Origin of the sequence: Frigoribacterium sp. UYMn621 (genome assembly GCF_040549525.1) — a bacterium.
Lineage (GTDB): Bacteria > Actinomycetota > Actinomycetes > Actinomycetales > Microbacteriaceae > Lacisediminihabitans.
The window spans coordinates 405,214-418,372 of record NZ_JBEPTM010000002.1; the positions used below are offsets into that span (position 1 = coordinate 405,214).

Here is a 13,159-nt window from a genome sequence, read left to right on the forward strand (position 1 = left end):
CCCGTGAGCACCCCACCAGTTTCCCTCCCCGACACTGTGTCGAACGCCGCAGCCACCCCCGACAGGGAGCAGCCCTACGCGGCCCTCGGCCTCAAGCCCGACGAGTACGCGAGCATCCGTGAGATCCTCGGCCGCCGGCCCACGAGCGGTGAACTCGCCATGTACTCGGTCATGTGGAGCGAGCACTGTTCCTACAAGTCCTCGAAGATGTACCTGCGTCAGTTCGGTGACAAGACGACACCGAAGATGCGCGAGAACCTCATGGTGGGCATGGGCGAGAACGCGGGCGTCGTGGATGTCGGCCAGGGCTGGGCCGTGACCTTCAAGATCGAGAGCCACAACCATCCGTCGTACATCGAGCCGTTCCAGGGCGCGGCCACCGGCGTCGGCGGAATCGTGCGCGACATCATCTCGATGGGCGCCCGACCGGTCGCGGTGATGGATGCCCTGCGCTTCGGTGCGATCGACGACCCCGACACCGCCCGCGTCGTGCACGGTGTCGTCGCGGGCATCTCGTTCTACGGCAACTGCCTCGGACTCCCCAACATCGGTGGCGAGACCTGGTTCGACTCCGTCTACCAGGCCAATCCGCTCGTGAACGCTCTTGCCGTCGGCGTACTGCGCCATGAAGACCTGCACCTCGCGAATGCGCGGGGCGTCGGCAACAAGGTCGTGCTGTTCGGAGCCCGCACCGGCGGGGACGGCATCGGCGGGGCATCCATCCTGGCCTCCGATTCATTTTCCGCGGGCGGTCCGACCAAGCGTCCCGCCGTGCAGGTGGGCGACCCCTTCGCCGAGAAGGTGCTCATCGAGTGCTGCCTCGAACTGTTCCAGCAGGAACTCGTCGAGGGCATCCAGGACCTCGGTGCCGCCGGCATCAGCTGCGCGACCTCGGAGCTCGCCTCCAACGGCGACGGCGGAATGTTCATCGAGCTCGAGAAGGTGCTGCTTCGGGATCCGACGCTGACCGCCGAGGAGATCCTCATGTCGGAGTCGCAGGAACGCATGATGGCGATCGTGACGCCCGAGAAACTGGAGGGATTACTCGCGGTCACCGCGAAGTGGGATGTGGAGACCTCCGTGCTCGGTGAGGTCACCGATACCGGGCGCCTCATCATCAACTGGCACGGCGAAGAGATTGTCAATGTGCTGCCACGCACGGTCGCCGTCGACGGTCCGGTGTACGAACGCCCGGTCGCCTACCCGACCTGGATCGATGCGCTTCAGGCCGATTCCGCATCCTCGCTGCGGCGCGCCGCATCCCCCACCGAGCTTCGCGAACAGGCGATCGCCCTGCTCGGCAGCGGCAACCTCGCCTCGAAGGACTGGATCACCAACCAGTACGACCGCTACGTGATGGGCAACACGGCACTGTCGTTCCCGGACGACGGCGGCATGGTGCGCGTCGACGAGGAGACCGGCCTCGGATTCGCCGTCGCAACCGATGCCAACGGTCGCTATGCCTACCTCGACCCCTACCAGGGTGCGCAGCTCGCCCTGGCGGAGGCCTTCCGCAACGTGGCCGTCACCGGTGCGACCCCGGTGGCCGTCTCCGACTGCCTCAACTTCGGTTCCCCGGAGAACCCCGAGGTGATGTGGCAGTTCTCCAAGGCCGTCGAGGGACTGGCCGACGGATGCCTCGAGCTCGAGATCCCCGTCACGGGCGGCAACGTCTCGTTCTACAACCAGACCGGGGACGTGCCGATCCACCCGACTCCGGTCGTGGCGGTGCTCGGCGTTATCGACGACGTCGCCGACCGCATCCCGAGCGGCTGGCAGGACGAGGGCAACAACATCTACCTGCTCGGCACCACGCGTGACGAGCTCGACGGGTCGGCGTGGGCGGGAGTCATCCATTCCCACCTCGGCGGCCACCCCCCGATCGTCGATTTCGCCGCGGAGCAGGCGCTGGCCGGGCTCATCAAGTCGGGTTCGGAGCAGAACATCATCGCGTCCGCGCACGACCTCTCCGACGGGGGCCTCATCCAGGCCGTCTCGGAGTCCGTGCTGCGCTTCGGTGTCGGCGCCCGGCTGTGGATCACCGAACTCATGGAGCGCGACGGCGTCGACGCGACCGCCGCATTCTTCAGCGAGTCGGGCGCCCGGGCGATCGTCTCGGTTCCGCGCGAAGACGACGTGCGCTTCATCGGTCTCTGTGAGGGCCGCGGCGTGCCCGCACTGCGCGTCGGAGTGACGGATGGCACGGGCCTCGAGGTGCAGGACCAGTTCGCTCTCACCCTCGACGAGTTGCGCGCCACGCACCGCGGCACCCTCCCGGAGCACTTCGGGCCGGTCGTCGGGTACTGACGGGCGCGGGTTTCCTCCCGGGGGTCTTACCGGTCGGCGGGTACTGCGCCGACCCGTCGGTAACGGCTGGCTGCCCCTGGCTATGCGACAGTTCCTGACGGAGGGCCACCTCGTGCGGAGCTCCCCAGACCCGGAGTTCCCCAGACCCGGAGCTCCGCCGACCCGGCACATATCGTCGGCAGCCGATGCCCTCGGGACCGTTTGCGAAGGATCGGTCCCTCGTGGGGAGCTCCCCAGACCCGGAGCTCCGCCGACCCGGCACAAATCGTCGGCAGCCGATGCCCTCGGGACCGTTTGCGACGGATCGGTCCCTCCGGAGGACTTCGCCTCTCCCCGAAGCGTGGTCGACCCGGCACAAATCGTCGGGAGCCTATGACTTCGGGACCATTTGCGACGACTGGCCGGCGGCGAGGCTCCTCCTCCACCGGTAGCCACTGGGGCGACTATCCCCCGATCTCCGTGACCCGAGCCTAGAGTGGAGCGGCATGGCGCACCGTGGTCGGATGCGCCGCAATCATCCGCTCCCTCCGGCCCTCGCCTCTCGACCGTTCACCGTCGGGGAGGCCGCAGAACTCGGTGTCGGAGCTGGACGGCTTCGAGGCGGCGACCTCCGGCGGCCATTCCATGGCATCCGGATGTCTCGAAGCCTCGCCGCGGACGTCGCCGATCTCGCCGCCGCGTACGCCACCCGGATGCCGCCCGACCAGTACTTCAGTCACTGGACTGCCGCGGTGCTGCTCGGCTTGCGGCTGCCCGAGGGCCGGGTGCCGACATCGCTCGATGTCTCGGTTCCGTCGCCACGCCGAGCGCCGCGGCTTCGCGGCGTGCGCGGCCATGAACAGTTGCCGAGCGCGCGCACCCGCACCCTTCCGAGCGGTCTTCGGGTGAGCGATCCGGTCGAGACCTGGTGCCACCTTGCTGCCGAGCTCTCCCTCGATGAGCTGATCATCATGGGCGACGGACTAGTGAGCCGGCAGGCCCCGCTGGCGAGCCTTTCGGAGCTCACCGCCGCGGTTGCCGGATGGGGCGCCAGGCGCGGAGCTCACCTGCTTCGTCGAGCGTTGCCCGAGATTCGGTGCCGAACCGACTCGGCGCGCGAGACCATCCTGCGTCTCCTGATCGTGCGGGCAGGGCTGCCGGAGCCGGAGGTGAATCTCGTGATCTGCAACAGTTTCGGCGTGGTGATCGGGCTCGGCGACCTGGGGTACCAGAAGTATCGGGTGCTGCTCGAGTACGACGGCGGGCAGCATCGCGCGGACGAGCGCCAATTCCACATCGACATCGCCCGCCTCGACGCCTTCATGGAGGAAAAGTGGCGGGTGATCCGCGTCAACAAGAGCCTGATGCGGCAGCGCGCAACCCTGCTCGACAAGGTACGCACGGCGCTGGAGGCGGCCGGGTGGGCGGGGTGAGTGGGACGGCAGCCGAACCGTCACACATCGTCGGCAGCGCCGGGTCAAGCGACCGTTCTTGACGGATCACCGCCGGGGGCGGAGAGCTAGGTCGACGGCACAGCAGGGTGGTGCGGGCGAACCGTCACCAACCGCTGGCAACCTCCGCCCAGACGACAGTTTGCGACGGATCACCGCCGGGGATCAGGGCCAGCCCGGCGGCCTCCGCAGCACCACGGCACCACAGGCGAACCGCCACTAACCGCTCGCAACCCCCGCCCAGACGACAGTTCGTGACGGATCACCGCCGGGGGCGGGAAGCCAGGCCGACGGCACAGAAGGGCGCCACAGGCGAACCGTCACACACCGCTGGCAACCCCCGCCCAGACGACAGTTTGCGACGGATCACCCCCGGGGATCAGGGCCAGCCCCGCCGAGCTCCTAGACCCCGAACGTCTGCCCGACGAGCTTCTCCGACGCGGTCCAGAGGGCTGCCCCGAAGGCCGCGTTGCTGCTGGATGCGACGGGCTTCTGCAGCACGGGAGGGCCGCTGAACCCGCCACGCGGGCCCCAGTACTGGCCGCCGACGGCATCCGGATCGGTCGCCGCACGAACAGCGGACCAGGCCGCCCGGTCCTTTCCGCCGCCGATGAAGGGGAAGACCCGGGCGAACAGGCGGCCGCCCGCCGAGGGATTCGTCACGCCGGCACGGAGCGGGCTGAGGCCGTCGATGCCGCTGCCCGGATGCGCCACGAGCGAGGTGACGGATCCGCGGGCGGCGCGCAGCCGGCGGTCGAGCTCGAACCCGAAGGACTGGGTCGCGTGCTTGGACTGGCCGTAGGCCGCGAACGGCGCAAAGGAGGAAGAGCTCTGGAGGTCGGTGAGGTGCGCTGTGGTCAGGCGGGTCGCACCGCTCCCCATGGTCACCACGCGTGCGCCGGGGGTCGCCGCGAGGGTGGGGTAGAGCAGTGCGGTGAGCAGGAAATGCCCGAGGTGGTTGGTGCCGAACATCACCTCGTTGCCGTCCACGGTGGTCTCTCGCTTCTTGCTTGGCATGATCGAGCCGGCGTTCTCGATGATCGCGTCGATGCGGCGTCCCGTCAGTGCTGCCGCGGCGGAACGCACCGAGGCGTAGGAGGAGAGGTCGAGCGCCACGTGCTCGAGCTGCGCCTCGGGGGTGCGCGCGTGGATTGCGGCGATGGCGGCATCCGCCTTGGCAGCGCTGCGGCACGCGATGATGACGTGCCCGCCGGCTGCCGCGAGCTGTTCACTGATGAAGTAGCCGATTCCGGCGTTGCCCCCGGTCACGACGAAGGTCTTGCCGGCCTGTGAGGGGATGGACCGCGGATCCCAGCTCATTCGGAGTGCGTGGCGATCGTGCCGGTGCTGGCGATCTGCTCGTGCTGGTGGATGACCTCCGCGATGATGAAGTTGAGGAACTTCTCGCCGAACGCGGGGTCGAGGTGCGACTCGGATGCCAGCGCCTTCAGCTTGGTGATCTGCTCCAGTTCCCGGCTCGGGTCGGCCGCCGGCAGACCGCTGGACGCCTTGAGGCGCCCCACCTGCTGGGTGAACTTGAAACGCTCGGCGAGGAGGTGCACGAGGGCGGCATCGACATTGTCGATGCTCTGACGGAGGCTCAGGAGTTGGGCGGCGGAATCGAGAGAGTCGGGCATGTTTCGAGGCTACCGGGCGTGAGTCGCGATGTGCGCGCTCGCAGGCGCTACGCGACCAACGTCAGAGTCACCTCGATGTTGCCTCGGGTGGCGTTGGAGTACGGGCAGACGCGGTGGGCGGCATCCGCGAGTTCCTGCTGGCGGTCCGCAGGCACGTGCGGGGTGTAGATGTCGAGCTCCACGGCGAGGCCGAATCCGCCTTCCCCGTTGCTGCCGATGCCGACGCTCGCCGAGACCGAGGAGTCGGAGGTGTCGAGCTCCAGCGAACGCCCCACGACGTGGAGGGCGCTGAGGAAGCAGGCGGAGAATCCCGCCGCGAAGAGTTGCTCCGGGTTGGTGCCCTCACCGCTGCCGCCGAGTTCCTTCGGCGGACGCGTGTCGAAGTCGAGACGGTCGTCCTCCGAGCGGACGTGGCCGTCGCGGCCGCCTCCGGTGGCATGGGCGATGGCGGTGTAAGAGATTTCCATGGGGCAAGCCGACCATCCCCGTCTGGGCGTTGGCCGAGTGCGGCCCCTACGTGGTGGAGCGAGTGCGGAAGAGCACTGGGCGGTCGCCGTGGCCCTCCAGGCGCTGCTCGAGCCCGGAGCGCACGCGGGGCCAGTCATCCAGGATGATCGAGAAGACCGCGCTGTCGCGCCAGCTTCCGTCCGCCCGCGGAAGGTCCCGGCGCACGATGCCTTCGAAGGTGGCGCCGATGCCAGCGATCGCGGCGCGGGACCGTTCGTTGAGAGCATCCGCCTGGATCTTGACGCGACCGAAGCCGTGATCGAAGGCCAGTCCGAGCAGCAGCAGCTTCGCTTCCGCGTTCACGGCGGTGCCCCAGACGCGCGGGTCGTACGCGGTCCAGCCGATATGGGTGGCTTCACGCAGGGGCTCGAAATCGGCGAGGGTCGTGGTGCCGACGAGCTCACCGTCGTGAGGTCCGCCGACGAGGAACACGGCGTAGGGATTGCAGTCGTCCCAGCGGAAGTAGCTCTCCGCCCACTCGGTGAAACCCGCCTCGGTGTCGCGGTATCCGGCCAGACCGCCGCCGTATCCCCCGGCGAAGACAACCGGATGCCCAATCGCCAGGAACAGTGCGGGCAGATGCTCCCGGCGCAGAGGTTCGAGACGAACGAATCGTCCGCCGATCACGCTGGGCACAGGACGGGTCGCAGTCACACCACACAGTCTGGCAGGAGGTGCCCGCCCGGCGCGGCCGTGACGGCTCCGCGTAGGTGAATAATTGCAGGCGTGATCAACACCGCACTCTTTCTCGGTTCCGCCGATGCGTTCGTGCGTCTGCTCGGTGAGGTGCGGGACGACCAGTGGTCCGCGCCAGGACTCGGAGCATGGACGGTGCGCAGCCTCGCCGGACATACCGCCCGCGCCATCCTCACCGTGGAGAACTACCTGCTCCAGGACGAGCCGGGCGACGTGACCATTGCCACGGCCGAGGCGTATTACACCTCCGCCTACCTCACCTTCACGGATGACGCGGCCGTCGCCGCCCGGGGAGTCGAGGCCGGCGAGTGGCTGGGTGAGAATCCGGTTGCGCAGGTCTCCGCGGCATTGGCGCGGGTCGGTGCGGCGATCGAATCCCAGCCGTCGAATCGCATCGTGTCGATCGGGGGGATGGGAATCCGCCTGCCCGAGTACCTGCGAACGCGCGTGTTCGAGCTCGTGGTCCACACGATCGACCTCTCCCGGGCATCCGGTATCCCCCATGGCCTGCCCGAGGCCGCGGTGGAGGATGCCGTGAAGCTCGCGGCTGCGGTGGCCACCCGGCGCGGATCGGGTGAGGACGTGCTCCTCGCGCTCACCGGTCGCAGTGCTCTGCCGGAGTACTTCAGCGTCGTCTGAGCGAGGAACCTACGGGTCGGGTCGTCAGCGCAGGTGCTGCGAGGCAACGGACGCCAGAAATGCGCCCCAGCGGCGATAGAGCCCCGGGTAGCTGAAGGCACCGTCGACGAAGTCCGATTTCTCGATCGCGGGCATGGCCACCAGGTGGGTCTTCGACGAGCGGGCACACGCGGCTTCCGCGATGGCGGTGAACCGCACGGCGTCGTCGTCGAGGATGCGGCTCGCCAGGCGCCCGACCTGCACGTAGCCCGAAACGCGAGGGATTTCGGTCACCAGCACCAGGGCACGCGGCGAAGTCTTTTCGGCCAGGAAGGCGATCAGGCGCTCGAGCTCGAGACGCCACAGTCGCACAGAGGAGAAGGAGAGCACGTCCATCGTGCCCGGCGAGAGCACAACGAAATCGAAACTCCCCAGCCCGTCGAGTGCGTGGATCGTGGCCGAGGTCGAAGCGAGGCGCGGCCGAGCGGTGGCGATGCTCTCCCATTCGACCCCGCGACCGGTCGCCTTCGCGAGGTTTTTGGCGAACTGGTGCGCAACGCCGAGTTCGTAGCTGCGCACGCCGACGGAAGAGCCACTTAGCCCTCCGACGACGAGAATGTGGAGCGGGCGCGGACCTTCGATGAGCCCGTGCGGGGCGTCGTCCGGCACGCCAGCGGCCATCTGGGTCGGCGCGCCGGCCACGTAGTTGAAGGCGATGAGCGGGCGGACCACACGGAGGCACGCACGGATCACACTCCGGCCCAGCGGTGGCCGTTGGATCGTCGCCGCCTCGGTCACCGGTCAGCCCAGGAGGTCGTGCCGAACCACGATGGCCTCACGGTCGGGGCCGACTCCGATGGCGGAAATGCGTGCACCACTCATCTTCTCGACTGCGAGCACATAGTCGCGCGCATTCTTCGGCAGGTCGTCGAATGTGCGGGCGCCCGTGATGTCCTCGGTCCAGCCGGGCAGTTCCTCGTAGATCGGCACCGCGTGGTGGAAGTCCGACTGGGACACCGGCACCTCGTCGACGCGCACTCCGTCGATGTCGTAGGCGACGCACACCGGGATGCTCTCGAGCCCGGTCAGCACGTCGAGTTTGGTGAGCACGAAGTCGGTCACCCCGTTGATGCGTGCCGCATAGCGGGCGACGGGGGCGTCGTACCATCCACAGCGCCGTGGGCGACCCGTGGTCGTTCCCCATTCGAAGCCCTTCGAGCGGAGGAACTCGCCGGATTCGTCGTGCAGTTCGGTGGGGAACGGCCCGGAGCCCACCCGGGTCGTGTACGCCTTCACGACAGCGATGACCCGCTCCAAGCGGTTCGGTGCGACGCCGGATCCGGTAGCAGCGCCGCCGCTGGTCGCGTTGGAGGAGGTGACGAAGGGATAGGTGCCGTGATCGACGTCGAGCATGGTGGCCTGGCCTCCCTCGAACAAGACGGTCTTCCCGTCGTCGAGGGCCTGGTTGAGCACGAGGCTCGTGTCGGAGACCATCGGGCGCAGCCTGTCGACATAGGAGAGCAGGTCGGCCACGACCTCCTCTGCGCCGATCGCGCGACGGTTGTAGATCTTCACGAGCAGGTGGTTCTTCTGATCGAGTGCACCCTCCACCTTCTGGCGCAGGATGTTCTCGTCGAACAGGTCCTGGATGCGGATGCCCACCCGGTTGATCTTGTCGGCGTAGGCCGGTCCGATGCCGCGCCCTGTTGTTCCGATCATCCGCTTGCCGAGGAAGCGCTCGGTCACCTTGTCGAGCGTGCGGTGGTACTGCGTGATGACGTGAGCGTTCGCCGAGACGAGGAGGCGCGAGACATCCACCCCTCGCGCGGTGAGCGCTTCGAGCTCGTGGAAGAGAACCTCGATGTCGACGACGACACCGTTGGCGATCACCGGGACGACCCCGGGGCTCAGGATTCCGGAGGGCAGCAGGTGCAACGCGTACTTCTCGTCACCGACGACCACGGTGTGGCCGGCGTTGTTGCCGCCGTTGAATTTGACGACATAGTCGACACGGGGGCCGAGGAGGTCGGTGGCCTTACCCTTGCCCTCATCGCCCCACTGGGCGCCGATCAAGACAATCGCGGGCATGGCGGATCCTTACGTCAAACGGGGATGAGCCCCAAGTCTACCAATCCATGCGATTTCAGGGGTTCGTGCGGTTGCGTCGCCCGACGATCGCGATCATGACACCGAGCATGAGCAGCAGCACGCCGATGGCCACCATCGACCAGGGGTCGGCCCCGGTGAACGCGAGGCCCGTGTAGGCGAGACCGATCTTCGCGGCATGGGTCTTGGTCGAGCCGGTGAAGGCGAGCCCGATGGTCGGCGTCACCGTGATCGTGATCGCGGCGGTCGCGGTGCTTCCCGCGGCATCCGTCGTCGTGTAGCTCAGCGTTTCGAGGCCCCACCAGCCGACGTCGGGTGTGAAGGTGGCGGTGCCGTCGGCGGTGATCGCCATCGTGCCGTGCGGGGGCTTCGCGAAGGCTGTGACCGTGAGGCCGGTTCCCACGTCGTTGCCGAGCAGCGCGAAGCTCACGGCCTTGCCTGCCGGGTATTCCCCGACCCGGGTGAGGCGTCGAGCAGAATCAACCTCCCCGGGCGGGGAAGTGGACAATGCGGGTGTCGTCCAATAACTTGCACAGTGTTGTGCAAGTTATTACACTGGAGCCATGTCCACCCCCTCTCCGTCGCGCGCACCGCGCCGTGATGCCGCCGAGAATCGCGAGTCCCTTCTCGCCGCGGCACGCCTCGTCTTCAACCACGATCCCTCCGCCTCGCTCGAGGCAGTGGCCGCGCAAGCCGGCCTCAGCCGACGATCGGTCTACGGGCATTTCGCCAATCGTGAGGAGCTGCTGCTGGAGATAGTGACCACCGGCGCGCGCCGGGTGGCGACCGCGCTGGAGTCGGTGACCCATCCCGATCCCCTCGTGCGCCTCGCCCTGATCGCCTCGAACCTCTGGCGCGAGGTGGAGAGCGTTCGCGTGATGGCGCTGGTCGCCGTTCGTGGCCCGCTCGCGGCCCACACCGCCGCGACGCTCGGTGCGATCCGGGCGAACGTGCGCGCCGCGATCGCCGAGGGACAGGCGGATGGCTCGATGCGCACAGACCTCGCGGTCGGGCGCCTCGCCCGGCTGGTGGAAGACACCGCACTCGTCGTGCTCGAAGACTCGACGGAGCATCCCCTCGGCGCGCAGGAGGGCGACCGCCTCGCCATGCTCATGACCCTCGCCGTGGTCGGCCTCGGCTGGCGCGAAGCCGGTACCTTCATCGACGGGCGGCCGGAGCTCGCCTGGCCCGCAGCCACCGAGCCAGACATCGAATCCGATCGAGAAACAGAGACGGTGCCAGAGTGATGCGCGTAGAACTGCGACAGGCCGCCATCGGGCGCGGACTCGGTGCTTCGCTGCCCGCTCTCGACCTGATCGTCGACGGACCGGTGCCCGTCGTCATTGCCGTGCAGACTGATGAACGCCCGATGCTGGTGTCGATGCTCCTTGCCGGTCGGGTGCGCTGCGACTCCGGGCGAGTGCTCGTCGACGGAAAGGAGGATGCCGACCAGCTTCGTCGCCGGACGGCCCTCGTCGACACCCCGATCGTCGCCGAGCCGAGCGCCGGCATCGCCCTCGCGACCATCGTCGCCGAGGAGTTCTCCTTCGCCGGTCTGCGCACCTCCGGGCGGGCGGTGCGCGGCTTTCTCACCGACCACGGGCTGGCCGACTTCGCCTCCCTCCCGGTGCGGGCGCTGCCCCCGGCCGACCGCATCCGCCTCTTCAGCGAGCTGGCCGTGCTGCGTGCGGGAGTCGACGGCATCATCGTCACTTCGCCGGAGCGTCACGGCGGCGCACCCGCCGAGTGGTTCGCGCACCTGGTGGCCCTTGCCGAGCGCGGCGTGACCGTGGCCATCGTCACCGACTACGCCACCTCGCAGATCCTCATCGACCTCGGGGCGCGAGACGGCGCAGCGCCGGAAGCCCCGCCCCAACCAGTAACAGAAGAAGCGGAAGCAGAGCCCTTCCTGCCCTCCCCCACGGATTCCCCGGAAAGCGACCTGTCGTGAAGATCTCCCCTCTCATCCGCGCCGAATTCGCGCGTCTCACCTCCAGCCGCATCGGCATCGCATCCCTCATCGCCCTGATGACGGTGCCGCTGGTCTACGGTGGCCTCTACCTCTGGGGCAACCAGGACCCGTATTCGAGCCTCGACAAGGTGCCCGCCGCGCTCGTCGTGCAGGACACCGGAACCACCGTCGACGGCACGGCGACCAACTACGGCGAGAAGGCCGCGAAATCCTTGCTGACAGACGAGAAGTTCGGCTGGGTCGAGGTGACCGCAGCGCAGGCGGCCGGGGGCGTGAAGGACGGCAGCTACGACTTCGGCGTCACCTTCCCGTCCGACTTCTCCTCCCGGCTCTCCTCCGCATCCGGTGACAGCCCGCGGTCCGCGGAGCTGACGGTCACCACCGATGACACGAACAGCTACCTCTCCACGACCATCGCCAAGCAGGCCGCCGAGGCCGTGCGGGTGGAGATCGCCAAAGAGGTCGGCGCGGAGGCATCCCTCACCCTGCTCGCCGCGGTGGGCGACCTCCGTGACGGCCTGGTGAAAGCCGACGACGGGGCGAAAACGCTGGCGGATGGCGCGACCTCGGCCGCGACCGGGGCGGCGTCTCTCGGCTCCGGCAGCTCCACCCTCGCCAGCGGAGCGGCGTCGCTCTCGAGCGGGATCTCCCGGCTTGACGCGAAGTCCTCCAGCCTGCCGTCCTCGACCACTCGACTCAGCAGCGGCGCGTCGAGCGTGTCGTCAGGGGCCGCGGCAGCCTCCTCCGGCAGCGCGACGCTCGCTGGCAAGGCGACCCAGGTGGCGACCCTCGCCGCGGGCACTCGATCCCAGGTGGCCGCCGAGCTCACGACGGCCGGAGTCGATCCGGCCGTCGCCGCGACAATCGACGCCCAGCTTGCCGGGGTCTCCGGCGCGACCGCGCAGATCGGCGCGGGAACCTCGTCGCTCTCGACGAGTCTCGGCACACTCGCCGCCGGGGCGGCGCAGGTCTCGGCGGGTGCCGCCGCCTTGAAGGCCTCCGCCCCGGCCCTCTCCTCCGCGGTTCATTCGGCCGCGACCGGAGCCGCGAGTCTCTCGAGCGGAGCGGCGGAGCTGGCGAGCGGGGCATCCGCTCTCGGCAGTGGCACGGCCGAACTGGCGACCGGATCGGCGACGCTCGAGAGCTCGCTCTCCGACGCCGTTACCAAGGTTCCCGTCACCACCGCCGCCGGTCGCCAGGCGACAGCGGATCTCATCGCCAACCCGCTCGCGGTAAAACAGAGTGCGATCACGCAGGCGGCCAACTACGGAGCCGGGCTCGCACCCTTCTTCCTCGCCCTGGCCTCGTGGATCGGCATCTACGCGCTCTTCCTGCTGGTGCGACCGCTCTCACGCCGGGCCCTGACGGCGGTGCGCCGCCCGATCCGCACCACTCTTGCCGGGTGGCTCACACCCGCAATGCTCGGGGTCGTGCAGATGGTCGCGCTCTTCGCGCTGGTGACCCTCGCCCTTCACCTGCCCGTGGCGAATCCGGCGGGCCTCGTCGCCTTCATGGCCTTCGTGGCGATGACCTTCGCCGCGATCGTGCTCGCCCTCAATGTGTTGCTCGGCAGCGTCGGGCAGTTCCTCGCGCTGGTCTTCATGGTGGTGCAACTGGTGACCGCCGGCGGAACCTTCCCGTGGCAGACCCTTCCCGGTCCGCTCGCCGCGCTGCACCAGGCACTGCCGATGAGTCATGCGGTGGATGGCATCCGCCAACTCATGTACGGCGGGCTGAGCTCGAGCGTCTGGTCATCCATCCTGCCCCTCGTGCTCTGGCTGGTCGGCTCGCTCGTGGTCTCGGTGCTCGGCGCGATGCGCCAGGGGCGGTTCCGCATCCTGCGGGAGCTGCGCCAGTCACCGATCGGGGCGTGAGCCGACCCGGAG

13 protein-coding genes are annotated in these 13,159 nt (G+C 68.6%); 6 read left to right on the plus strand and 7 right to left on the minus strand.

Annotated elements, in window-relative coordinates:
* Window positions 1–3: 3 nt before the first annotated feature.
* Window positions 4–2,307, plus strand: coding sequence for a phosphoribosylformylglycinamidine synthase subunit PurL (purL, locus tag ABIB54_RS06035; RefSeq protein ID WP_354574599.1), 2,304 nt, complete (start codon window positions 4–6; stop codon window positions 2,305–2,307).
* A gap of 485 nt (window positions 2,308–2,792) precedes the next feature.
* Window positions 2,793–3,719 carry a hypothetical protein gene (locus ABIB54_RS06040; protein ID WP_354574600.1) on the plus strand — a complete coding sequence of 309 codons (927 nt, stop codon included), beginning with the start codon at window positions 2,793–2,795 and terminating at the stop codon, window positions 3,717–3,719.
* Window positions 3,720–4,139: 420 nt separating this feature from the next.
* Here ABIB54_RS06040 and ABIB54_RS06045 read toward each other — a convergent pair whose 3' ends face one another.
* Genes ABIB54_RS06045 through ABIB54_RS06060 form a run of 4 tightly spaced genes read right to left on the minus strand, consistent with a single transcriptional unit; the run spans window position 4,140 to window position 6,535 of the window.
* Entirely contained in the window at window positions 4,140–5,057 is a 918-nt protein-coding gene (locus tag ABIB54_RS06045; RefSeq protein ID WP_354574601.1) for an SDR family NAD(P)-dependent oxidoreductase, read from the minus strand.
* Complete coding sequence (locus tag ABIB54_RS06050) at window positions 5,054–5,374, minus strand: chorismate mutase (protein WP_354574602.1); 321 nt, start codon at window positions 5,372–5,374, stop codon at window positions 5,054–5,056. Before ABIB54_RS06050 ends, ABIB54_RS06045 begins: the two co-directional genes overlap by 4 nt.
* A 47-nt stretch (window positions 5,375–5,421) precedes the next feature.
* On the minus strand, window positions 5,422–5,841 hold the full coding sequence (locus ABIB54_RS06055; protein ID WP_354574603.1) for an organic hydroperoxide resistance protein: 420 nt from the start codon (window positions 5,839–5,841) through the stop codon (window positions 5,422–5,424).
* A gap of 46 nt (window positions 5,842–5,887) precedes the next feature.
* Entirely contained in the window at window positions 5,888–6,535 is a 648-nt protein-coding gene (locus tag ABIB54_RS06060; RefSeq protein ID WP_354574604.1) for a GNAT family N-acetyltransferase, read from the minus strand.
* 72 nt (window positions 6,536–6,607) lie between these two features.
* Here ABIB54_RS06060 and ABIB54_RS06065 point away from each other — a divergent pair, with 72 nt between their 5' ends.
* On the plus strand, window positions 6,608–7,216 hold the full coding sequence (locus tag ABIB54_RS06065) for a maleylpyruvate isomerase family mycothiol-dependent enzyme (RefSeq protein WP_354574605.1): 609 nt from the start codon (window positions 6,608–6,610) through the stop codon (window positions 7,214–7,216).
* A gap of 24 nt (window positions 7,217–7,240) precedes the next feature.
* On the opposite strand, the gene ABIB54_RS06070 is transcribed toward ABIB54_RS06065, so the two are convergent.
* The 3 genes from ABIB54_RS06070 to ABIB54_RS06080 all read right to left on the minus strand — a co-directional run bounded on the left by ABIB54_RS06070 (window position 7,241) and on the right by ABIB54_RS06080 (window position 9,809).
* Window positions 7,241–7,927 carry an SGNH/GDSL hydrolase family protein gene (locus ABIB54_RS06070; protein ID WP_354574606.1) on the minus strand — a complete coding sequence of 229 codons (687 nt, stop codon included), beginning with the start codon at window positions 7,925–7,927 and terminating at the stop codon, window positions 7,241–7,243.
* A 69-nt stretch (window positions 7,928–7,996) separates the two neighbouring features.
* The gene (locus ABIB54_RS06075; protein ID WP_354574607.1) at window positions 7,997–9,283 is read right to left on the minus strand and encodes an adenylosuccinate synthase; all 1,287 of its coding nucleotides are present in this window, start codon (window positions 9,281–9,283) and stop codon (window positions 7,997–7,999) included.
* Between the two features lie 55 nt (window positions 9,284–9,338).
* Complete coding sequence (locus tag ABIB54_RS06080; protein ID WP_354574608.1) at window positions 9,339–9,809, minus strand: Ig-like domain-containing protein; 471 nt, start codon at window positions 9,807–9,809, stop codon at window positions 9,339–9,341.
* A 55-nt stretch (window positions 9,810–9,864) separates the two neighbouring features.
* On the opposite strand from ABIB54_RS06080, the gene ABIB54_RS06085 reads away from it, so the two are divergent.
* From ABIB54_RS06085 to ABIB54_RS06095, 3 genes are read left to right on the plus strand one after another with little or no spacing between them, the layout of a single operon-like run.
* Window positions 9,865–10,548 carry a TetR/AcrR family transcriptional regulator gene (locus ABIB54_RS06085; protein ID WP_354574609.1) on the plus strand — a complete coding sequence of 228 codons (684 nt, stop codon included), beginning with the start codon at window positions 9,865–9,867 and terminating at the stop codon, window positions 10,546–10,548.
* The gene (locus ABIB54_RS06090) at window positions 10,545–11,252 is read left to right on the plus strand and encodes a hypothetical protein (protein ID WP_354574610.1); all 708 of its coding nucleotides are present in this window, start codon (window positions 10,545–10,547) and stop codon (window positions 11,250–11,252) included. Before ABIB54_RS06085 ends, ABIB54_RS06090 begins: the two co-directional genes overlap by 4 nt.
* Window positions 11,249–13,147, plus strand: a complete 1,899-nt coding sequence (locus ABIB54_RS06095) for a YhgE/Pip family protein (RefSeq protein ID WP_354574611.1) — start codon at window positions 11,249–11,251, stop codon at window positions 13,145–13,147. The genes ABIB54_RS06090 and ABIB54_RS06095 overlap by 4 nt, the downstream gene beginning before the upstream one ends.
* Window positions 13,148–13,159: the final 12 nt, after the last annotated feature.